Source organism: Bradyrhizobium sp. USDA 4341, from assembly GCF_054063755.1.
In genome coordinates this window covers 5,731,146-5,753,522 of record NZ_JBSSGO010000002.1, presented here as the reverse complement: position 1 = coordinate 5,753,522, position 22,377 = coordinate 5,731,146, and the positions used below count along the sequence as shown (strand labels likewise).

The window sequence follows — 22,377 nt, the reverse complement described above, 5'->3', positions numbered from 1 at the left end:
CGAAACCCATCATTGACACCGCCGATGCGAACGATGGGTTTCGCTTCGCTCTACCCATACTACGGACCGTCGGGGCGACGGCTGGCGCACAGGCACGGGGATGACGCGAAGTTGAAACTGGCGGAAACACAACACCACTGGCAGGGTTGCCCAATTGCCCGCACAATCCTCGCCGATCCTTTGGGCCCTGAACGCTGAACGAAAGACTGGCCGGAAACGCCGATGCTCAAGACGCTGCTCACTGCTGGCCTGCTGCTGTCGCTGCCGACGCTGGCTGTCGCCGCCGACATCACCGGCGTGCCGAAGATCCGCGACGGCGACCAGCTCATGATCGGCAGCATCAAGATCCGGCTCGGCGGGATCGACGCGCCGTCGACCGACCAGCTCTGCCTCAACACCAAGGGTGAGCGCTGGACCTGCGGCGTCGCCGCGCGCGACGAGCTGATCAAGCATGCCGGCAACAAGAGCTGGAGCTGCCACGCGCGTTCGGTCGATCGCCGCGGCCGCACTATTGCGCGCTGCGAGGTCGACGGCGAGGACATCCAGAAATGGATGGTCAGCAATGGCTGGGCGCTGGCCTACACCCGTATCTCACATGACTACGAGCCGGACGAGAAAGCGGCGCGCGAGGCCAAGGCCGGGATGTGGCAGGGCGCGTTCATCGCGCCGTGGGACTGGCGCGTGCGCAACAAGAAGACCACCGTGCTCGGCACCGTGAAAGTGCCAGAGAGTGCACACTCGATCCTGCTCGCCTCGGCCTCCGGCCCGGTGGCGCCCTCGCCCGACTGCACCATCAAGGGCAACGTCAACCGCTCCGGCGAATGCATCTTTCACCAGCCGACCAGCCGCTGGTACGCCAAGATCGAGATGAAGATCAGCAAGGGCACGCGCTGGTTCTGCTCGGTCGAGGAAGCCGAAGCCGCCGGCTGCCGCGAGACGCGGCGCTAGAGCATGATCCGGAAAAGTGCGAAGCGGTTTTCCGATAAGACCATGCTCAAACAAAGAGCTAAGGCGCGATGACGATTCAACCCAATCTCATCGCGCTTTAGGGCGCCACGCACTGATCCGGAAGCGTGTGCCGTGACTGACGTCGAAATCAACCCGCCTGCGGCGCGCCGTCGCAAACGCGTGCGCTATCTGCAGCTGCTGCTGTTCGTCCTGGTCACCTATCTGATCGCGGCCTATCTGGTGCTGCCGGCGCTGTGGACGCATTACGAGCACCAGAAGGGCCTCGCCAATCTGCCGATGGTGACCCGCACCGCGCAGGGCATTCCCGGCGATCCCATGAATGTCGGGCTGATCGGCGACACCAAGGACGTGGTCTGCGCGATGCACGAGGCCGGCTGGTTCCCGGCCGATCCGGTCACGCTGAAATCCTCGATCGAAATCGTAGGCAGCGTGCTGCTCGACCGTCCCTACAAGGCGGCGCCGGTGAGCAGCCTGTTCTATCTCGGCCGCCGCGAGGACCTCGCCTTCGAACGGCCGGTCGGATCGAGCGCGGATCGCCGCAACCATGTCCGTTTCTGGCGGGTGCTCGATCAGGGTCAGGAGAAGCGCCCGGTGTGGCTTGGCGCTGCGACGCTCGACCGCAGTGTCGGCATCAGTAGCTACACTGGCGCGGTGACGCATCACATCGCGGCCGACCTCGACGCCGAACGTGCGCTGCTCGCGACCGACCTCGAATCCGCCGGCATGGTCACCGCGAAATACCAGGTCACCGGGATCGGCCCGACCTTCGACGGGCATAATGGCGGCGGCGACCTCTATTACACCGACGGTGAAATCTGGGTGATGCGGCTGGTCGAGGCCTGCCGCAAGAACGACGGCACCGTCGAGCAGATTCCAAGCCCCGCCGCGACCCAGTTCAAGGACCAGATCTGGCGTGCGGTGGTCGAGACCATCGACAAATAAGGCTGTGTCCCGCGCTTTTGGAAACGCTGGATTGCTTCGTCCGGCTCGCAATCGCGGCCGCGATGGCATATCCTTCACCCTTGACCCCTCAGACGCATGATTTGCGTAGCTTTACCCAAAAGGAACAGGACGATGACCGTTCGCGCGGGCCGGGAATTTCTGGCCATCCCCGGGCCCACCACGATGCCTGATCAGGTGCTGCAGGCGATGCATCGCCCGGCGCTCGATATCTACTCCGCCGAGATGTTCGAACTGACCGAAAGCCTGCTGCGCGATCTCTCGAAGCTGTTCGCCACCATGGGCAAGTCCTACATCTACATTGCCAACGGCCACGGCGCCTGGGAGGCGACGCTCTCCAACGTGCTGTCGCGCGGCGACAAGGTGCTGGTGCTGGAGAGCGGGCGCTTTGCGATCGGCTGGGGCCAGGCCGCGGCCGCGATGGGCGCCGATGTCGAGGTGCTGAAGGGCGACTGGCGCCGCGCGATCCGCCCGGCCGAGGTCGAGGAGCGGCTGCGCCGCGACAAGGAGCACAAGATCAAGGCGATCCTCGCCGTGCAGGTCGACACCGCCTCGGGCGCCTATAACGATATCGAGGCGATCGGCAAGGCGATCAAGGCCGCCGGCCATCCCGCGCTGTTCATGGTCGACACCGTGGCCTCGCTCGGCTGCATGCCGTTCGAGATGGACAAATGGTATGTCGACGTCGCGATGTCCGGCTCGCAGAAGGGCCTGATGACGCCGCCCGGCCTCGGCTTCGTCGCCGCCAGCGACCGCGCCTGGGACGCGCACAAGAAGGCCGATCTGCGCACGCCTTATTGGGACTGGACCGAGCGCGAGGGCTCTGAGCACTACCGCAAATATGCCGGCACCGCGCCGGTGCATCTGCTGTTCGCGCTGCGCGAGGCGATCAACATGCTGCACGCCGAGGGCCTGGAGAATGCGTTCGAACGGCACCGGCTGCTCGGCGAAGCGGTGCGCCGCGCCGTCGCCGTCTGGGGCGAGGGCCAGGTGCTCGGCTTCAACATCGCTGAAGCCGCCGAACGCTCCAACACGGTGACGACCGTGACCGTGAAGGGCGCCGATCCCGCCGCGATCCAGCGCTATGCCAAGGAGAAATGCGGCGTCGTGCTCGGCACCGGCATCGGCGACCTGCAGGGCCAGGCCTTCCGCATCGCGCATATGGGCCACGTCAACGCGCCGATGATCCTCGGCACGCTCGGCGTCGTCGAGGTCGCGCTCACCGCGCTGAATATCCCGCACGGCAAGGCCGGCGCCGACGCCGCCATCCAGTGGCTCGGCGAGAACGTGAAGGCGTAGGCCAAGCGCAGGCAGCGACCGGTCATCCTGGGTACGATCGAGGCTACACGCTCCGCTGTCGTCCCGGCGAAAGCCAGGACCCATAATCCGCGGCGGAGGTTGTGGGCGGACTCGTCGTTCCGCCGGCGCCCAACAATGACCATCGGTGGCTATCGGTCCCGGCCCCCGTGCGCAACTGCGCACTAGGCCGGGACGACACTGAATGTTTGGCGTCGCTTGTGAAAGATGCGCTCACAAGGATGACGGGAGGCAGTGCATGCAACGCATTGCTAAGGCACGAACACTTTTCGTCGTCATCGTTTTCCGCTTTACTGCCGGCAACAGCCGGGCACGGATCCCTGCGACACAACAAAATGGAGGGATCGCTTGGCATCGGTGGAACTGCGCGGCCTGGTCAAGCGGTTCGGATCGTTTGTCGCGGTTGATGACGTCTCGCTCACGATCGATCACGGCCAGCTGGTCTGTCTGCTCGGGCCGTCCGGCTGCGGCAAGACCACGACGCTGCGGCTGATCGCCGGGTTCCTCGAACCATCCGGCGGCGAGATCCGGGTCGGCGACCGCGTGGTGTCATCGAAGGCGCGCACGCTGCCGCCCGAGCAACGCAACATGTCGATGATCTTCCAGAGTTATGCGCTGTGGCCGCATATGACGGTGGCCGAGAACATCGTCTATGGCCTGCGCTTGCGCAAAATGGATCGCGACACCATTGCGAAGAAGCTCGCCGCGATCCTGGCGACGACCAAGCTGGAACCGCTGGCGCAGCGCTATCCGGGCGAATTGTCCGGCGGCCAGCAGCAGCGCGTCGCGCTGGCGCGTGCGCTGATCGTCGGCCCCGAGACGCTGCTGCTCGACGAGCCGCTGTCCAATCTCGACGCCAATCTGCGCGAGGAGATGCGGTTCGAAATCCGCCGCCTGCACGACGAATATCGCTACACCACGGTCTACGTCACCCACGATCAATCCGAGGCGATGACCACGGCCGACCTGATCGCAGTAATGAATGCCGGCAAGATCGACCAGCTCGGCAACCCTGAGGACATCTATGCGCGGCCGGAATCCGAATTCGTGGCGCGCTTTATCGGCGCCGCCAATGTGATCAAGGGCACCGCGCGCGATGCGACCCATGTGGAGTTCGCCGGCGCTGTTCTCGCGGTGGTCGGCGCCAGGCTCACAGCCGGCCAGAGCGCGCCGGTCGCGATCCGCCAGCACGAAATTCAGCTCTCGACGCAAGCACCCCTCGCGCAGCAGAACACGCTCAAGGCCGTCGTGACGCGACAGGTCTATCTCGGCATGAACCGCGACTACATGGTCGAGACGCCTGACGGCACCTCACTGCGGGTAACCACGCCGACGGAAACCGCGGTCGAGAAGGGCAGCGAGGTCTGGCTGACACTGCCGCCCGAACGCTGCCGGGCGCTCAGTCGATAACGAACAAGAAACCGAGCAACGCGATGCGGAAACAAATCTCCAGACGCCACGTCCTGAAAGGCTCTGCGGCGCTTGCGTTCGGCAAGGTGTTCGCTTCGCCGGCGCGCGCCGCGGCACCCGAGCCGGCCACGATCACGCCCGATCTGGTGGCGGCCGCGACCAAAGAAGGCAAGCTCGTGTTCTATTCGTCGATGGACCTGCCGGTCGGCGAAAAGCTCGGCAAGGCGTTCGAGGCCGCCTATCCCGGCATCACGGTGCAGATCGAGCGCTCCGGCTCGGAGCGGCTGTTCCAGCGCGTGGCGCAGGAATTCGATTCCAATATCCACGCCGCCGACGTCGTCAACAGCGCCGATGCCTCGCACTTTATCCCATGGAAGAAGAGCGGCTGGCTGATGCCGTTCGTCCCCGAGGACGTCGCCAGGCACTTTCCCGACGGATATCGCGATCCCGACGGCATGGCCGTGACCACGCGGCTGTGGCTGTCGTCGATCGCCTACAACACCAATCTGGTGAAGGCGGAGGATGCGCCGAAGAGCTTTGCCGATCTGCTCGACCCGAAATGGATCGGCAAGATGGTGAAGGGCCATCCGGCCTATAGCGGCACCATCATGACCACGACGTTCCAGATCGTGCGCGAGCTCGGCTGGCCCTATCTGGAGAAACTCGCCAAGCAGCGCGTGATGCAGGTGCAGTCCTCGACCGATCCGCCCAAGAAGCTCTCGCTCGGCGAGCGCGCGGTCATGGCCGACGGCAATGAATACGGCATCGTGCTCCTGAAGGAGGCCGGACAGCCGGTCGAGCCGGTCTACCCGACCGAAGGCACGCCGACGATCTCGGGACCGACCGGCATCTTCGCCGGCGCGCCGCACCCGAACGCCGCAAGACTGTTCCAGGCCTGGCTGCACACCCGCGCGACCCAGCAATTCTTCGTCGACTTCACCGGGCAGTATTCGGTGCACGCGCAGGTGCAGCCGAAGGCCGGCCGGCGCAAGCTCGCCGACATCAAGCTGATGAAGGAGGACCCGGCGGGGGTCGAGGCGATGACCGAAGAGATCAAGACGCGCTATGCGCGGCTGTTCAGGGTTTGAGCGATGGAGAGCCGCAAACGTTTTCGTCATTCCGGGCTCGCGCTGCGCGCGCCCCGGAATGACGAAGGGAGAGTCTTCGCATGAAAACAACTACCACCGCCCGCCCCCGCGTCGACTGGACGCGCCCCGTGCTGTGGCTGTTCGCCGCGGTGCTCATTCTCTTGATCCTGCTGCCGCTGTCGTGGCTCGCGGTCTACGCTTTCACCGACAAAAATCGCCATCCGACGCTGCAGAACTTCGTCACGCTGTTCAGCAATCCGGATTTTCTCGATCCGCTGCTGACCACCGCGATCATCGCAACGACGTCAGCGCTGATCTGCTGCATCGTCGCGGCGCCGCTCAGCTGGCTGGTGTCGCGCACCGATATGCCGGGACGGCAGACCATCCGCGCGCTGGTGACGGCCTCGTTCGTGACGCCGCCGTTCCTCGGCGCGGTCGCCTGGGAATTGCTGGCGGCGCCGAATTCGGGGCTGCTCAACCAGCTCTACCGGCTGTTCGCGGGCGAGGATGCGGACGCGCTGTTCAATATCTATTCGATGACCGGGATCATCTTCGTGATCTCCTGCTACACGTTCCCGTTCGTGTTCGTGATGGTGGCCAATGCGCTCGACACCATGCCGGGCGAGCTGGAAGACGCCTCCGCGATCCTCGGCGGCAATGCCTGGACCACGGCGCGGCGGGTCACCATCCCGCTGGCACTGCCCGCGCTGGTCGCGGGCGCCTTGATCGCCTTCCTGCAGGCGATGACGCTGTTCGGCTCGCCGGCGATCCTGGCGCTGCCGGCCGGCTTCCACACCATGACGACCAAGATCTGGAGCCTGTTCCAGTATCCGCCGAAACTCGAGCTCGCGGCGGCCGCCGCGGTGCCACTGCTGGTGCTGACGATCCTGCTGCTGCAAGGGCAGAAGGCGCTGCTCGGCCGCCGCGGCTATTCGGTGATCGGTGGCAAATACGGCGCGCCGCGCCGGGTCGAGTTGCGCGGCTGGCGCTGGGCTGCGCTCGGCTTCTGCCTTTTGGTGCTGCTCAATCCCGTCTTCCTGCCTTACCTCGCGCTGCTCAACGCCGCGTTCTCGCCGAACGCGACCACGCTGGTGACGCCGTCGACGGCAACGTTGCACAACATCGTCTTCGTATTCACCGAACTGTCGTCGACCCAGCTCGCGCTGAAGAACACCGTGATCCTCGGCACCGCCACCGCAACAATCGGCACCATCCTCGCGCTGGTCATCGCCTATGTCACGACGCGGAAGGTGATCGCGGGCCACCGCATCCTCGGGTTCCTCGCCACGGCGCCGGTCGCCGTCCCCGGCATCGTGCTCGGCGTCGGCCTGTTCTTAAGCTATACGCGGCCGCCCTTCGTGCTCTATGGCACGCTCTGGATCCTGCTGCTGGCGTTCCTCACCATCAATCTGCCGTCGGCCTATCAGCAGCTGCAGGCGGCATTCACGACCATTCATCCCGAGCTCGAGGAGGCGAGCCGCATCCTCGGCGCGACGCGGCTGCAGGCGCTGCGCCAGATCACCGCGCCGCTGCTGCGCACCGGCGTGATCGCAACCTGGTGCTTCATCTTCATCGGCGTGATGCGGGAACTGTCGGCGGCGATCGTGCTGTTCACCTCGCAGACCAAGGTGCTGTCGGTCCTGATCTACGACCTCAACGAAGGCGGCGACCTCGCCGCGATCGCGGTGCTCGGCATCGCGATGCTGGTGATCACATTCGCAGTGGTACTGGCGGTGAACCAGATCCCGATGTCCGGCGGCAATGCAGGTGCGAAGCTGCGGAACGGCTGACGACGCTCCACCCCGTCATTGCGAGGAGCGAAGCGACGAAGCAATCCATCCTATCCCGTCGGCGAGAGATGGATTGCTTCGCTGCGCTCGCAATGACGACCTATCCCATCTGGCAATCGCCACATTCATCCCGATATAAGGCGGAACCCCGCACCATGAGGATCGTGTGACCAAATCCGCCACCACAACATCGCCCCCTGTCGCGCCGCGCCGGCCGCATTCCTTCACCACCCACGGCATCACGGTGACGGACGACTATGCCTGGATCAAGGATCCGAAATGGCAGGAGGTGCTGCGCGATCCCTCGATCCTCGATCCTGACATCCGCAGCTATCTCGAAGCCGAGAACGGCTACACCGACAGCCTGCTCGGCCACACCGACAGCTTGCAGAAGCGGCTGGTCAAGGAGATGCGCGGGCGGATCAAGGAGGACGATTCCAGCGTGCCGTCGCCGGACGGCCCGTTCGCCTATTTTCGCAAGTTCCGCGAAGGCGGCCAGCACGAACTGTACTGCCGCACGTCGCGCGATGGCGGCGAGGCGCATGTCGTGCTGGACGGCGACGCGCTGGCAAAGGACCACGAATATTTCAAGTTCGGCGGCAGCCGGCATTCCAACGATCACCGGCTGCACGCCTGGAGTGCCGACACCAAGGGCTCCGAATATTTCTCGATCCGCGTGCGCGACTGGGCAACCGGCGGCGACCTCGACGACCTCGTCGAGGAAACCGATGGCGGCGTGGTCTGGGCCGCGGACTCCAGGAGCTTCTTCTACGTCAAGCTCGACGACAATCACCGCCCGATGCAGGTGTGGCGGCACAGGCTCGGCACCAAGCAGGCCGACGACACCCTGATCTATGAGGAGCAGGATTCCGGCTGGTTCACCCATCTGCACGAGAGCGCCAGCGGCCGCTTCTGCGTGATCGCGGGCGGCGACCACGAGACCTCGGAGCAGCGGCTGATCGATCTTTCCAATCCCGACGCCCCGCCGCGGCTGGTCGCGGCGCGCGAGGAGGGCGTGCAATATTCGATCGCCGACCGCGGCGACGAGCTGTTCATCCTGACCAATGCCGACGACGCGATCGACTTCAAGGTGGTCACCGCGCCGCTCGCCGCGCCCGAGCGCGCCAACTGGCGCGACCTGATCCCGTATCGCGAGGGCGTCTATGTGCTCGACGTCGAGCTCTATGCTGGCCACATGGTGCGGCTGGAGCGCGCCAATGCGCTGCCGGCGATCATCATCCGCGACCTCAAGAGCGGCGAGGAACACGCGATCGCCTTCGACGAGGCGGCCTATTCGCTCGACACCATGGGCGGCTACGAATTCGACACCACCAATCTGCGTTTTGCCTATTCGTCGATGACGACGCCGTCGGAGGTCTATGACTACGACATGGCGACGCGGACGCGTGTCCTGCGCAAACGGCAGGAGATTCCCTCCGGCCACAACCCGGCCGACTACGTCACCACGCGCATCATGGCGACCTCGCATGATGGCGCGCAGGTGCCGGTCTCGATCCTGCATCGCAAAGATTTTGTTCGCGACGGCAGCGCGCCGCTCCTGCTCTACGGCTACGGCTCCTACGGCATGGCGATGCCGGCGTCGTTTGCGGCGAACCGGCTGTCGCTGGTCGATCGCGGCTTCGTCTACGCGATCGCGCATATCCGCGGCGGCGCCGACAAGGGCTGGGGCTGGTACCTCGACGGCAAGCGCGAAAAAAAGACCAACACGTTTGACGATTTCGCCGCCGCAGGCCGCGCGCTCATCGAGGCGAAATACACGGGTGAAAAACGCATCGTCGGCCATGGCGGATCGGCCGGCGGCATGCTGATGGGCGCGGTCGCCAACCGCGCTGGCGAGCTGTTTGCCGGCATCGTCGCCGAGGTGCCGTTCGTCGATGTGCTCAACACCATGCTCGACGACACCCTGCCGCTGACGCCGCCGGAATGGCCGGAATGGGGCAACCCGATCGAGAGCGAGAAGGATTTTCGCACCATCCTGTCCTACTCGCCCTACGACAATGTCGCGGCGAAGGACTATCCGGCAATCCTGGCGATGGGCGGGCTGACCGATCCGCGCGTCACCTATTGGGAGCCGGCGAAATGGATCGCGCGGCTGCGCGCCACGATGCGCGGCGGCGGTCCCGTGCTGCTGCGCACCAACATGGGCGCCGGCCACGGCGGCGCCTCCGGCCGCTTCAACCGCCTCGACGAAGTCGCGATCGTCTACGCCTTCGCGCTGTGGGCGGTCGGGATGGCGGACAAGGCGGAGGCGTAGCGAGGTCCCGTAGCCCGGATGAAGCGCAGCGAAATCCGGGGCGGCCTCGCCGCATGCATGAGTCCCGGATTACGCTTCGCTCCATCCGGGCTACGAGCTTCGTCTGGGCTACCGATTACGCTTGGCTTGCCCGGTCCCATCCCCATCGTCGTCCTGGCGAAAGCCAGGACCCATACCGCGTGATCTATCGATGAAGCGCGGTGGTCGTACCACGGCGATGGATCACTGACAGTCTTCGCCAAACTCCTCCCTGTGGTTATGGGTCCTGGCTTTCGCCAGGACGACGGTGGAGGATGTGGCTCCAGCTACCGCCCCTTCGCCTTCCGCCAGGCCGCAAAATCCTTCAGCGTCTGCTCGTCGGTCGCCGGATAGAGGCCGAAGATGCCGCGGCCGTTCTGGACCTGCTCGGTGACGAAATCCTCGAACGCGGTCATCTCGAAAGTCTCATTCGCGATCTCGTCGGCGAGATGCGCCGGGATCACGATGACGCCGTCGCTGTCGCCGAGGATCACGTCGCCGGGAAATACCGGCGCGTCGCCGCAACCGATCGGGACATTGATCTCGATCGCCTGGTGCAGCGTCAGATTGGTCGGCGCGCTCGGGCGATGATGAAACGCCGGGAAGCCGAGCCGCGCGATCTCGGCCGAATCGCGGAAGCCGCCGTCGGTGACGACGCCGGCGCAGCCGCGCTTCATCAGCCGTGTCACCAGGATCGCGCCGGCCGACGCCGCGCGCGCATCCTTGCGGCTGTCCATGACCAGCACGCTGCCGGGCGGACAATCCTCGATCGCCTTGCGCTGCGGATGCGCGCGGTTGCGGAACACCTCGATCGTGTTGAGATCCTCGCGCGCCGGCATGTAGCGCAGCGTGAAGGCCTCGCCGACCATGGTCGGCTGATCCGGGCTCAAGGGGTGAACATCCTGGATCATCTGGATGCGCAAGCCGCGCTTGAACAGCGCGGTCGCGACTGTCGCAGTGGAGACGGATTTCAGCTTGTTGCGGGTGGTGTCGCTGAGTTTTGACATCGGTGTTCTCTTCGTCATTCCGGGGCGCGCGTAGCGCGAGCCCGGAATCCATCGGGCCGCATGGGCTTTGGAGAAATGGGTTCCGGGATCACGCTACGCGTGCCCCGGAACGACGGTCAATAAATCGACGGCTCTCCGACCGGCTTGCCAAAGTCGGTCTCGAGGAAATCGAAGTCGCAGCCTTCATTGGCCTGCTTGATGTGTTTCGAGAACATCCAGCCATAGCCGCGCTCGAAGCGCTGCTCGGGCTGCTTCCATTCGGCGCGGCGCCTGGCGAGCTCCGCCTCCGGCACGTCGAGATCGATGGTGCGCGCGGCGACGTCGAGCGTGATGCGATCACCGTTCCTCACCAGCGCCAGCGGGCCTCCGACGAAGGACTCCGGCGAGACGTGCAGGATGCAGGCGCCGTAGCTGGTGCCGCTCATCCGCGCATCCGACAGCCGCACCATGTCGCGCACGCCCTGCTTCACGAGCTTGGTCGGGATCGGCAGCATGCCCCATTCCGGCATCCCCGGGCCGCCCTGCGGGCCGGCGTTGCGCAGGATCAGCACGTGATCGGACGTGACGTCGAGATCGGGGTCGTCGACCGCCTTCTTCATGGAGGGATAGTCGTCGAACACCAGCGCCGGTCCGGTGTGCTTGAGGAAGCGCGGATCGCAGGCGGACGGCTTGATGACGCAGCCGTCGGGCGCAAGATTGCCCTTCAGCACCGCCAGCGCACCCTCCTTGTAGATCGGGTTGTCGACGGTGCGGATGACGTCGTCATTATGGACCTCCGCGCCTTCGATGTTCTCGCCGAGCGTCTTGCCCGTGACGGTCATGCAGTCGAGATGCAGATGCTGCTTGATCCGGTTCATCAGGCCGGGCAGCCCGCCGGCATAGAAGAAATCCTCCATCAGATAGAGGTCGCCACTCGGCCGCACATTGGCGATCACAGGCACCTTGCGGCTCGCGATCTCGAAATCGTCGAGCGAGATGTCCTGGCCGGCGCGGCGCGCCTGCGCAATGAGGTGAATGATGGCGTTGGTCGAGCAGCCCATCGCCATCGCGACCGTGATGGCGTTCTCGAATGCCTTGCGGGTCTGGATCTTCTGCGGGGTCAGATCCTCCCACACCATCTCGACGATGCGGCGGCCGGCTTCCGAGCTCATCCGGATATGGTTGGCGTCGGCCGCGGGGATCGACGAGGCGCCGGGCAGCGTCATGCCGATGGCTTCGGCGATCGCGGTCATGGTCGAGGCCGTGCCCATGGTCATGCAGGTGCCATAGCTGCGGGCGATGCCGGCCTCCATGTCGACCCAGTCCTTGTCGGAGATCTTGCCGGCGCGGCGCTCGTCCCAGTATTTCCAGGCATCCGAGCCGGAGCCGAGCGTCTTGCCCTTCCAGTTGCCGCGCAGCATCGGACCGGCCGGCAGATAGATCGCCGGCAGGTTCATGCTGGTGGCCCCGAGCAGCAGGCCGGGCGTGGTCTTGTCGCAACCGCCCATCAGCACCACGCCGTCGACCGGATGGCCGCGCAACAGCTCCTCGGCATCCATCGCGAGCATATTGCGGTAGAGCATCGTGGTCGGCTTCAGCAGCGATTCCGACAGCGACAGCGCCGGCAGCTCCAGCGGAAAGCCGCCGGCCATCAGCACGCCGCGCTTGACGTCATCGACCCGGCTCTTGAAATGCATGTGGCAGGGCTGCGCATCCGACCAGGTGTTGATGATCGCGATCACCGGCCGGTCGCGCCATTCCTCCGGCGCGTAGCCCATCTGCATCGCGCGCGAGCGATGGCCGAAGGCGCGCAAATCGTCGGGCGCAAACCAGCGCGCGCTGCGCAATTGATCCGGGGTCTTGTTCTTCTTGGTCATCTTGGATGCGCCATATGCTTCGATATTGCGTGTTTCGATATCGCGTGTCTCGACATTGCTCGCACGCGCGGTCTCGGCGGGCATGCCCTGCGCCACGCATATACAGGATTTCCGGACGTCTCGTCCCGCGCGCGGCGCAGACGTGCCGTTCGCCGCCGGTGTGCCGGGCGTGCGGCGCACAAACCCCGCGATGTGGAAACCGGAGCGTAAACCGGCCTTGGCCGACCTTGGCTTACTTTTGCTGCGCCGTCATCACGATGCGGACGAGGTCGGCGGCGTTGCGCGCGCCGAGCTTCTTCATGATGTTGGCGCGGTGATCCTCGATCGTGCGCGGGCTGATCCCGAGGTGACGCCCGGCCTCCTTGTTGGAGGCGCCCGCGGTGAATTGCTCGAGCACCTCGCGCTCACGGCGGGTCAGCGGCTCGCGGCCAGGAAAGTGCAGCGCGGCGATGCGCGATGCCGAGGTCTCGGCCTGGCGTCTTGTATAGGCGTCGATCGCCTCATTGAGGCGGCTGACGATCTCGTTGCCGCGGAACGGCTTCTCGATGAAGTCGAGCGCGCCGTTCTTGATGGCGCTGACCGCCATCGTGATGTCGCCCTGGCCGGAGATCATGAAGATCGGCGCCGGATAATCCTCGCCGTGAAGCTCCTTCAGGATATCGAGGCCGGATTTGCCCGGGATATGCACGTCGAGCAGGATGCAGGCCGGCGTCCGGCTGCGCGCCACCGCGAGCAGCGCCGCGCCGTCCGCAAAGCAGATCACCTTGTAGCCGGCGGTCGACAGGACCACGGAAAGCGTCTCGCGAACGGCGGGGTCGTCGTCGACTACAAAGATTTCCCCGCGAGGAGCGCCATTCTCAACCATATGTCTCGTCCATCAGTGGTGAAGCGTGCTGCCCAGACTGCACAAGAAGTAACTCGACCATCTCGATCAATGGACCCGTATTTGTACGGGACGTCCGCTTAACGCACAAGTAGCACCGCGTTCCCTAAAAGTGGGAGCAGTGGAGAAACATGCATGGAAAATGCAGCGGCGGACGGCGTTGCGGTGTGCCTGGACGAGGGCAGCGATCCCTACAGCCTGATCGTGACGGACCTGGTCGCGCTGATCGGCCATGTCCAGGCGAGCCTGCGGCTGATCGAGGCGGCGATTGCGCGCGAGGCAGTTCTGGCCGAGCAGGACGCCGCTGCCGACATCTTCGTGCTTGATGACGTCACCCCGCGCTACGCCGTGGCGTCCACGGCCCTGAAAGCCTGTGACACCGGGCTCGGCATGGCGCTCGATCGGCTGCGCGATTCAGAGGCACCGGCACGTCTGCTAAACTGATCAGCCGGACCGGCCAACGCCAGGTTCGACACAATCACGCAGATTGTCCCGACGACGCCCCAACCCTCGAGGCGACGATCCGTTCCACGTTCGGATTGGCGGCAGGCATGCCCCGCCCAGCCGGGTCAGGCCTTCTTCACGTCAGGCCCTCCTCAAGTCAGGCCTTCTTGATGTCAGGCTCTGGCCCGCTCTTCGTCGGAGCCCGACCGCCGCTTGCTCGGCTTGCCCTTGAGGAAGCTGACGTCCATTTCGGTGCCGTTGACGCGGACCAGTTCACACCGGCGATAGGCGAGCCCGGTCGACGACAGCAAGAGGAAGAACTCCTTCAGGTTGAGCCCCTGAATGGAACCCTCGACGGTCAGCGCCGCGTCATTATCGGAGATGGCATTGAGCTGGCAGTCGCGCCGCCAGGTGCCGTCGATGGCCATGATGCAGACATCGACGCCCCGGCTGAACGTGACACGCTCAATGGATTTGCCGTCCTCCGTCATCGCTCAATATCCGACCGCCATGGCAGGCCTCGGTATCGCAAGCGCCGCCCGCACCCCGCTCGGCCGGTACAGGCCACGCCGCTCGGGAATCGGCTTGAACGTGTCGGTCAGGCCGACCACGGTTTCGGCGGCGCCGAGCACCAGGAAGCCGTCGGCCTCCATCAACCGGGCGAGCCGGTTGAAGATGTTGATCTTGGTGTCCTGATCGAAATAGATCAGCACGTTGCGGCAGAAGATCACATCGAACGTGCCGAGCTGGGAGAAATCGTGCAGCAAATTGAGCTGACGGTGCTGCACCATCGCGCGCAACTCGGGATTGATCTGCCAGAGTTCTCCCGACTGCTTGAAATACTTCACCAGCAGCTGGATCGGCAGCCCGCGTTGCACCTCGAACTGGCTGTAGATGCCGACCTTCGACTTCTCCAGCACCTCCTGCGACAGGTCGGTCGCGATGATCTCGACCCGCCATCCCGCAAGCGCCGCGCCCATCTCCTTCAGGCACATCGCCAGCGAATAGGGCTCCTGGCCGGTCGAGCCGGCGGCGCACCAGATCCGGATGCTGCGGCGCGCGGCACGCGCCTTCAGGACCTCGGGCATGATGGTGTCGCGGAAATGGTCGAACGGCACCTTGTCGCGGAAGAAGAACGTCTCGTTGGTGGTCATGGCCTCGACCACCTGGACGGTGTGCGTCGATGAGCCGGCCCTGATCTTGGCGATCAGGTCGGGGATGCCGGACAGGCCGCATTTGCGCGCCAACGGCAGCAGGCGGCTCTCGATCAGATATTGCTTGTCCGCGGACAGATCGAGACCGGAATGGTCCTTCAGGAGCTTACGCAGATACTCGTAGTCGGGGGGCGTCACGGGAGCCTCGCAAGGACTAAAGGGTGAAACTGGTCAGGCTTCGGCCGACGCGTCGAGCGCCAGCAGGCCGACTTCCTGGAATTTCGCGATCACGATGTCCTTGTCGAACGGCTTCATGATGTACTCGTTGGCGCCGGCATGCAGCGCTCGCGAAATATGGTCGATGCCGTTCTCGGTGGTGCAGAATACGACCTTCGGCTGATCGCCGCCCGGCATGCGGCGGAGCTGCACGAGGAATTCGAAGCCGTCCATGACAGGCATGTTCCAGTCGAGCAGCACCGCGTCCGGCAGCGCCTGCTTGCAGGCCTCGAGCGCGACCGCGCCGTCCTCGGCTTCGATGACGGTGAATTCCATTCCTTCGAGGATGCGGCGTGCGATCTTTCGCACCACACCGGAATCGTCGACGACAAGACATGTCTTCATATGTTGGCCTCCTTGTAGAGTCCGCCGTCTCCGCGGCGGAGCGTTACGCTGCAGCTGCTGTCATGGGAGTTATCTTGGGCACCAGTTCGAGCACGCGATCGACATCGAGGACGACCATGAGCTGGCCGTCGAGGCGGTGGACGCCGCCGGCGAGCCTGGCCATGCGGGGATCGAGGTTGACCGGATTGTCCTGACGGCTGTCGTCGGGCAGCCGCAAGACTTCACCGATCTGGTCGATCAGCAGGCCATAGGATTCGCCGCGCTGATCGACGCCGACCGCCATCGGCGGCTTGCCGTCGTCGGCCTTCGGCAGGCCGAGCCGGGCCCGCATGTCGACCACGGTGACGATGCGGCCGCGCAGATTGAGCACGCCGGCGATCTCGCTGGAGGCCAGCGGCACCCGCGTCAGCCGCTCCGGCATGAACACGTCCTGCACCCGTGAGATCGGCAAGCCGAACAGCTGCCCGCCGATCACCGCGGTCACGTATTCGGCCATCGCGCCTTCACTGGTCTCGGTCTTGCTGCTCATCGATCCTGTTCCTCGCATCCCCTCACGCCGCCCGGCGCAGTTCGGCGGTCTGCTCTTTCAGCGCCGCGATCAGCCCGGGACGATCAAACTTGGCAACATAGTCGTGGAAGCCGGCCTGGCGGCCGCGCTCGATCGCCGCCGGCGACACCATCGCCGACAGCGCGATGATCGGCAGCCCGATGAGGTTGTGGTCAGAGCGGATGTTCTCGGCGAACTCAAAGCCGTTCATCTCGGGCATCTCGATGTCGGTCAGCACGACGTCGAAGGCCTGCCCCGAGCGCAGGGCGGCGAGCCCTTCCTGCGCATTCGGCGCGGTCCGCACCTTGTAGCCGGCAGCTTTCAGCACCGGCGCCAGCATGTTGCGGAAGAACGCGCTGTCATCGACCAGCAGCACCGACTGCGCCGAGGCCGACGGGCGCATCTCCTTGCGCGAGAACCAGTCGGCAAACGCCATCGGCAGGAAGTGGCCGACGTCGATCACCTCGGTGGCCTGGCCCTTGATCACGGCCGAGCCCAGAATGCCGTCCTGCGAGCCCGCGACCTCGATGTTGAGCCGCTCCTCGACGATGTCGATGATCTCGTCGACCACGAGCCCCATCGAGCGACCGTCGTCGGCGAACACCAGGATCGGCTGCGCGCCCTGGGTCTGCACCTCGACGCCTACCATCTGCACCAGCGGCATCAGCTGTTCGCGGTACTGCACCATGTAGCGGCCGTTCGAGAGCTCGATCTTGTCGGTTGCGATCTCCTCGAGCCGGGTGACGAGGCCGAGCGGCACCGCCTTGGGCTGGCTGGAACCGGCGCGGAACACCAACAGCGAGGTCAGCTGCTCGCCGCTCGAGGCATGCGCCGCGGCATTGTCGTCGGCCATGTCATGGGCCGAGGAGCCGGACGCGCCCAGCGCCTTGGCGATCCCGTTGGGGTCGATGATCATGATCACGGCGCCATCGCCCAAAATGGTGTTGCCGGAGAACATGTCGATGTGACGCAGTTTGGTCGACATCGGCTTGACCACGATCTCCTCGGTGTGGAACACGCCGTCGACCACGATGCCGAAGGTCTGGCTGCCGACTTGCGTCACCACGATGAAGCCGTTCTCGGCATCCGAGGTGGCGCCGTCGTCGATCTTGAGCAGCTTCTTGAGGTGGATCAGCGGCAGCAGCTTGTTGCGCAGCCGCAGCACTGCCGTATCCTTGATCCGCTCGATGCGGTGCTCGGAGTTGGCGCGGGCCCGCACCAGCTCGACCACCGAGAGCTGCGGGATGGCAAAGCGGTCGCCGCCGGCTTCCACGATCAAAGCGGAGACGATGGCCAGGGTCAGCGGGATCTTGATGGTGACGGAGGCGCCCTCGCCGGCCACGCTCTTGATGTCGATGGTGCCGCCGATCTGGTCGATATTGGTGCGCACCACGTCCATGCCGACGCCGCGGCCGGACACCGAGGTCACTTGCGCCGCGGTCGAGAAGCCCGGCGCGAAGATGAACTTGTGGATCTGGGCTTCGGTCATCTTCTCGAGCTCGGCCTCGGTGACGAGACCGTTCTGGAGCGCCTTGGCCTTGATCCGCTCGGTGTTGAGCCCGCGGCCATTGTCGGCGATGCAGATGATGATGTGGCCGCCCTCGTGATAGGCGCTTAGGCGAATGGTGCCCTGTTCGGGCTTGCCGGCAGCGACCCGCTCGGCGGTGGTCTCCAGGCCATGATCGGCGGAGTTGCGCACCATGTGCGTCAACGGATCCTTGATCAGGTCGAGCACCTGGCGGTCGAGCTCGGTGTCGGCGCCGTGCATTTCCAGTTCAATTTGCTTGCCGAGTTCGCCGGAGAGATCGCGGACGATGCGCGGCAGCTTCTGCCAGGCATTGCCGATCGGCTGCATCCGCGTCTTCATGACGCCTTCCTGCAGCTCGGCGGTGACGTTGGAGAGCCGCTGCAGCGGCACCTTGAACTCGGTGTCCTCGTTGCGCCGTGAGATCTCCAAGAGCTGGTTGCGGGTCAGGACCAGCTCGGAGACCATGGTCATGAGGTGTTCGAGGGTGTCGACATTGACCCGGATCGACTGGTTGGCGATCTTGTCGCCTTCCTGGACATCCTCGGTGGCGGCCTTGCGGGCCGGCTTCTTTGCAGCCTCAACCGGCTCGGCTGCGGGCGCAGCGGCGGCGGGCTTTGCGACCGGCGCGGGCGCCGGTGCTGCGACTTCAATCTCGGTCTCGCGGAAGGCGCGCTCGAGCTCGTCGAGCGAGACCTCACCCGGGCGCAACGGACGCTCCAGCGTCTGCACCACCAGCGTGCCTTCAGTCATCGCCGCCTGCACGGATGGAGATTCAACGACAGGCATGTCTTCAGGAGCAGCCTCACCGGCCACCATCGCCGCCATGCCGTGCTCGACCATCGCCTCGAGCTGATCGATCAGGTCGCGGTCGTTGCCCTCGGGCTCGGCCTCGGTCGCCTCGAGCCCGCCGAGGATCTCCTTGATGCGGTCGATCGAGGACAGGATCAGCGTCACGGCTTCCGCCTTCACCGGCATGCCGTCGCGGAATTTGCCCATCAGGGTCTCGCCGGCATGCGCCAGCGCTTCCAGCCGCGGCAGTCCGAGGAAGCCGCAGGTCCCCTTGATCGTGTGCACAAGCCGGAAAATGTTATCCAGGATCTTCGCGTTGTTCGGATCCTGCTCGAACTGCACCAGCTGGTTGTCGACCGTATCCAGGCTCTCGCTGCTCTCCGTCAGGAACTCGCGCAACAGATCGTCCATGAATCGGTCCCCTCAAGGTGCTACGGAACGCACGCCTCGCATCGATAACTTGGCCGGCTTCACGGCGACGTTAATTTCGTCGTCCGTGCAAATACGGACGATGAGGCCGTTCAAGGACGACGCATCACGACATCGCGGCCGGTTTCACAGCAACAAGCCCTTACCACCCGGACGGGAAAGAGCCCGTTCCACCTGTCGTCGCAATTTGAACGAAATGCGATCGAGGGACGGTCAAATCCCGCCAAATGCCGGCGGCCATGACATCCGCCTGCAGCAGAGCGCGATCGCCCATGGGTTGAACATGGGTTGAAACCGGCGGGATGGTTAAGCGAACCCAAAGCAAAGGCGGCGGAGTTTCCTCCGCCGCCTCGATAGTCGTTGTCTGTCGCGGCTACGCTTAGCGGAGCAACTGCAGAACGCTCTGCTGCGACTGGTTGGCCAGAGCCAGCGCGGACACCGCGATCGACTGGCGGGTCGACAGCGCCTGGCTGTTCGCCGCTTCCTCGTTGGTGTCGGCCAGCGTCAGGTTGGACGAGCCGGTCTGCAGCACGTTGATCAGGTTCTTCGAGAAGTCCTGGCGGATCTGCACGATCGACAGGTTCGAACCGAGGGTCGAAGCCTGGGTGCGCAGCAGGCCGCTCGCGCTGTTGAGCGTCTTCAGCGTGGCGTTGGCCGAAGCGTTGTCGATGAAGTCCGTGCCAGCGGTCAGCTTGGTGAGGTTGAGGCCGGAGGCATCGAAGGTGACGCCCTGGATCTTCAGCGTCGAGGAGCCCGTCTCGTTGAAGGTCAGCTTGAGCTGATCGCCATTGAGCAGGTTGATGCCGTTGTACGACGCGTCCTGGGCGGTCGTGGTGATCTGGTCCAGGATGTTGTTGTACTGGTTGACCAGGTTGGCGCGGTTCGCCAGCCCATTCGGATCCTGCACCGGGGCGCTGCCCACAAGGGCGTTGAACAGCTTGCCGGCGCCGGCTGCCGTGCCACCGATCGTGCCGATGGTCGCGGACGCAGCATCGTTGGTGGTGCTGATGGTGAGCGCTCCGCCCGCGCTGAGCGACGCCTGCAGGTTGTTCGCGGACAGTGCGTTGTTCAGGTCGTTGAGGGACTTCACCTGGCCCGCGCCGCTACCAAACGTAATGTTGGTGGCCTTGCCGTTGCCGGTCGCGCCGATCGTCAGCGTCAAGCCATCCAGCGGCGAAGGCGTTGCCACGGTGCGTGCCTTGGTTCCGGCGGTAAGGCCGAAAGCGGCGAGGCCCGAGCCGGAGATGTTGAGATCCTGGTTGGTGCCGGTGCTGATCTGGAGCGCACCAGCCGCCACGGTGGAGGCGGTGGCCGTGCCGGTGATGCCGTCGATCGCGGTGAGCAGGTCGCCGACCGTCAGCGTGCTGCCCGCGCCCGTACCGAGGGTCACGTTGCCGGACGAATCGGTCGTCGACGTGGTCTGCGTGTTCGAGAACGTGATCGACTTGCCGTTGACGCTGATCGTACCGGTCGGGGTCGCCGCCAGGCTATCAGAGTTGGCCGCAGTGACGAGCTTGGTGGCGGCCGTGATCGGCGCCGGCACCGTGAGATTGTTGTTGACGACCGTACCAGCAAGGGTCGCGTTGCTGTAGGTGGCGGTACCGCGGATATCGTCGGTGGTCGCGCCGGTGACCACGGCGGTCGTCACTTGCGATTTCTGGGAATAGCCGACCGCGGCCTGCAGGGCCTGGTTCGCGACCGACTTGGCGCTGTCAACGAGCTTCTGCAGCGAGGTGATGCCGGTGTTGGCGGCCTGCAGCACCTGCACGCCGTTGCCGATTCCGTCCAGCAGGTTGTTGATGTCGCTGGCGCGGTTGTCGAGCGACTGCGCCGTGAAGAAGTTGGTCGGATTGTCGAGAGCGGTGTTGACCTTCTTGCCGGTGGACAAGCGGTTCTGCGTGGTGGCGAGCAGGTCGGCCGTCGACTGCAGCGAAAGCAGGTTTTGACGGACCGATGCCGAGAGGACGATGCCGGACATACTGATACCCTTCTGGATGAACACGATTGACGCGACGCCGTAAATTTCGCACGGCGACCGATGCCACACTGGTCTGTCCGCGCTACCCGTTCGTTAAAGGGCTGCTCCGTACAAATACCCAGGATGGCTTTTGCCGGTAATTCTATGGCCGCCGTGCAGACGCTCAGCTAAGCGGCGCATGTTCGCCGCCGGATCAATCTCGTGACAGCGAATTTGTCCTCGCATTTGCGGGACTTGCCGCATGCTCGCGCTGCCGACGGGGGCCTTCGACATCCGCAATGGCCATCGCGACGGCACACGTTTCGGTACGCATCAGAGTTAATGGAAATCAATAAATGCGAGACAATGTCGCAACCGTCTCGTCCGGGATACGCGGCATTCGAATCCGCCTCGAACGCCGCGCAGGCCGATGCGATTGCCGACCGTTTGCCCCCTAGAGGGTATAGAGTTCGCACCACAACCCTTGTGCTATTGGACAGGCAAGCTATGTTCGCTCTCCACACGCCAAGAGTAGGTGATGCGAGACCGTAGTGCTCCCGCCCTCGGCAGGAGCTCCAATGTCTGCGGTATCGCGTCCGCCCAATCGTCTGTTGCAAGCACTTCCCTCCACGGAATACGGGCAACTTCATCCCCTTCTGGAAACCGTCGACCTGACCAAGGAAACGGTACTCGCCGATGCGGGCGCGCCGGTGCAGCGGGTCTATTTCCCGCACGGCGGCGTGGTCTCGATGATGGTCAATCTATCCGACGGGCAATCCGTCGAGATTGCAACCATCGGTCGTGACGGCATCGTCGGCGCATCCGCCGCCCTGCATGAGCGGCCGCTGCTCGCCGACGCGATTGTCGTGGTGCCGGGCACAGCATCGATGGTGCGGGCGGAAGATTTCCGCGAGGCCGCCAATCGCAGCGCGGAGTTCCGGACCCTGGTTGCTCTCTATGAGCAGGCGCTGATGGCGCAGACCCAGCAATCCGTCGCCTGCAACGTGTCGCATCCGGTTGAGGCACGGCTGTCGCGCTGGCTGTTGCGCGCGCGCGACCTGTGCGGCAGCGAAGCCCTGCCGTTGACCCAGGAGATGCTGGCGCAGATGATCGGTGTGCGGCGCAATGCGGTTTCGATCGTCGCGCATGGGTTTCAGCAGGCCGGTATCCTGCGCTACAGCCGCGGCCATATCGAAATCACGGATATCGACGGTCTGCGGAAGGCGGCGTGTGAATGCTATGCGACCGTCAAGGCGCACGCCGAACAATTGATCGGGCCCGAAGATTGATCGCAGCGACCTGCTGCAGCCGCGGATAACGTGACGCTGCGGCGAT

At 64.7% G+C, this 22,377-nt stretch carries 18 protein-coding genes; 9 read left to right on the top strand and 9 right to left on the bottom strand.

Annotated features, from left to right (window positions below; all coding sequences use genetic code 11):
- Positions 1-222: 222 nt before the first annotated feature.
- From ACVIGB_RS33430 to ACVIGB_RS33400, 7 genes are all read left to right on the top strand, one after another.
- Complete coding sequence (locus tag ACVIGB_RS33430; protein WP_456719466.1) at positions 223-948, top strand: thermonuclease family protein; 726 nt, start codon at positions 223-225, stop codon at positions 946-948.
- A gap of 132 nt (positions 949-1,080) precedes the next feature.
- Positions 1,081-1,911, top strand: coding sequence for an LssY C-terminal domain-containing protein (locus ACVIGB_RS33425; RefSeq protein WP_092121831.1), 831 nt, complete (start codon positions 1,081-1,083; stop codon positions 1,909-1,911).
- A gap of 132 nt (positions 1,912-2,043) precedes the next feature.
- Positions 2,044-3,228: a pyridoxal-phosphate-dependent aminotransferase family protein gene (locus ACVIGB_RS33420; RefSeq protein WP_456719467.1), complete on the top strand. Its 1,185-nt coding sequence runs from the start codon at positions 2,044-2,046 to the stop codon at positions 3,226-3,228.
- A 375-nt stretch (positions 3,229-3,603) separates the two neighbouring features.
- The gene (locus ACVIGB_RS33415; protein WP_456725021.1) at positions 3,604-4,656 is read left to right on the top strand and encodes an ABC transporter ATP-binding protein; all 1,053 of its coding nucleotides are present in this window, start codon (positions 3,604-3,606) and stop codon (positions 4,654-4,656) included.
- 23 nt (positions 4,657-4,679) lie between these two features.
- On the top strand, positions 4,680-5,744 hold the full coding sequence (locus ACVIGB_RS33410; protein WP_456719468.1) for an ABC transporter substrate-binding protein: 1,065 nt from the start codon (positions 4,680-4,682) through the stop codon (positions 5,742-5,744).
- Between the two features lie 80 nt (positions 5,745-5,824).
- Positions 5,825-7,534: an ABC transporter permease gene (locus ACVIGB_RS33405; RefSeq protein WP_456719469.1), complete on the top strand. Its 1,710-nt coding sequence runs from the start codon at positions 5,825-5,827 to the stop codon at positions 7,532-7,534.
- Positions 7,535-7,700: 166 nt separating this feature from the next.
- Positions 7,701-9,809, top strand: coding sequence for a S9 family peptidase (locus tag ACVIGB_RS33400; RefSeq protein WP_456719470.1), 2,109 nt, complete (start codon positions 7,701-7,703; stop codon positions 9,807-9,809).
- 305 nt (positions 9,810-10,114) lie between these two features.
- Here the strand turns inward: ACVIGB_RS33400 and ACVIGB_RS33395 are convergent, their stop codons facing one another.
- From ACVIGB_RS33395 to ACVIGB_RS33385, 3 genes are all read right to left on the bottom strand, one after another.
- Positions 10,115-10,834: a ribonuclease activity regulator RraA gene (locus ACVIGB_RS33395; RefSeq protein WP_456719471.1), complete on the bottom strand. Its 720-nt coding sequence runs from the start codon at positions 10,832-10,834 to the stop codon at positions 10,115-10,117.
- A 116-nt stretch (positions 10,835-10,950) separates the two neighbouring features.
- Positions 10,951-12,690 (bottom strand): L-arabinonate dehydratase, encoded by a 1,740-nt coding sequence (gene araD / locus ACVIGB_RS33390; RefSeq protein ID WP_456725022.1) that lies wholly within the window; start codon positions 12,688-12,690, stop codon positions 10,951-10,953.
- A 232-nt stretch (positions 12,691-12,922) separates the two neighbouring features.
- Positions 12,923-13,555, bottom strand: a complete 633-nt coding sequence (locus ACVIGB_RS33385) for a response regulator transcription factor (protein WP_092121810.1) — start codon at positions 13,553-13,555, stop codon at positions 12,923-12,925.
- A 153-nt stretch (positions 13,556-13,708) separates the two neighbouring features.
- Between ACVIGB_RS33385 and ACVIGB_RS33380 the strand changes: the two genes are divergently transcribed.
- Positions 13,709-14,017 carry a hypothetical protein gene (locus tag ACVIGB_RS33380; RefSeq protein ID WP_092121807.1) on the top strand — a complete coding sequence of 103 codons (309 nt, stop codon included), beginning with the start codon at positions 13,709-13,711 and terminating at the stop codon, positions 14,015-14,017.
- Between the two features lie 173 nt (positions 14,018-14,190).
- Here the strand turns inward: ACVIGB_RS33380 and ACVIGB_RS33375 are convergent, their stop codons facing one another.
- The 6 genes from ACVIGB_RS33375 to ACVIGB_RS33350 all read right to left on the bottom strand — a co-directional run bounded on the left by ACVIGB_RS33375 (position 14,191) and on the right by ACVIGB_RS33350 (position 21,063).
- Positions 14,191-14,508 carry a pilus assembly protein PilZ gene (locus ACVIGB_RS33375; RefSeq protein WP_092121804.1) on the bottom strand — a complete coding sequence of 106 codons (318 nt, stop codon included), beginning with the start codon at positions 14,506-14,508 and terminating at the stop codon, positions 14,191-14,193.
- 3 nt (positions 14,509-14,511) lie between these two features.
- Entirely contained in the window at positions 14,512-15,369 is an 858-nt protein-coding gene (locus ACVIGB_RS33370) for a CheR family methyltransferase (protein WP_456719472.1), read from the bottom strand.
- 33 nt (positions 15,370-15,402) lie between these two features.
- A complete protein-coding gene (locus ACVIGB_RS33365; RefSeq protein WP_092121798.1) occupies positions 15,403-15,792 on the bottom strand; it encodes a response regulator in 390 nt (129 codons plus the stop codon).
- A 43-nt stretch (positions 15,793-15,835) separates the two neighbouring features.
- Positions 15,836-16,321, bottom strand: a complete 486-nt coding sequence (locus ACVIGB_RS33360; RefSeq protein ID WP_456719473.1) for a chemotaxis protein CheW — start codon at positions 16,319-16,321, stop codon at positions 15,836-15,838.
- A gap of 22 nt (positions 16,322-16,343) precedes the next feature.
- Complete coding sequence (locus tag ACVIGB_RS33355; protein ID WP_456719474.1) at positions 16,344-19,067, bottom strand: hybrid sensor histidine kinase/response regulator; 2,724 nt, start codon at positions 19,065-19,067, stop codon at positions 16,344-16,346.
- A 397-nt stretch (positions 19,068-19,464) separates the two neighbouring features.
- On the bottom strand, positions 19,465-21,063 hold the full coding sequence (locus tag ACVIGB_RS33350; protein ID WP_207833921.1) for a flagellin N-terminal helical domain-containing protein: 1,599 nt from the start codon (positions 21,061-21,063) through the stop codon (positions 19,465-19,467).
- Positions 21,064-21,620: 557 nt separating this feature from the next.
- Between ACVIGB_RS33350 and ACVIGB_RS33345 the strand changes: the two genes are divergently transcribed.
- Entirely contained in the window at positions 21,621-22,331 is a 711-nt protein-coding gene (locus tag ACVIGB_RS33345) for a Crp/Fnr family transcriptional regulator (RefSeq protein WP_456719475.1), read from the top strand.
- Positions 22,332-22,377: the final 46 nt, after the last annotated feature.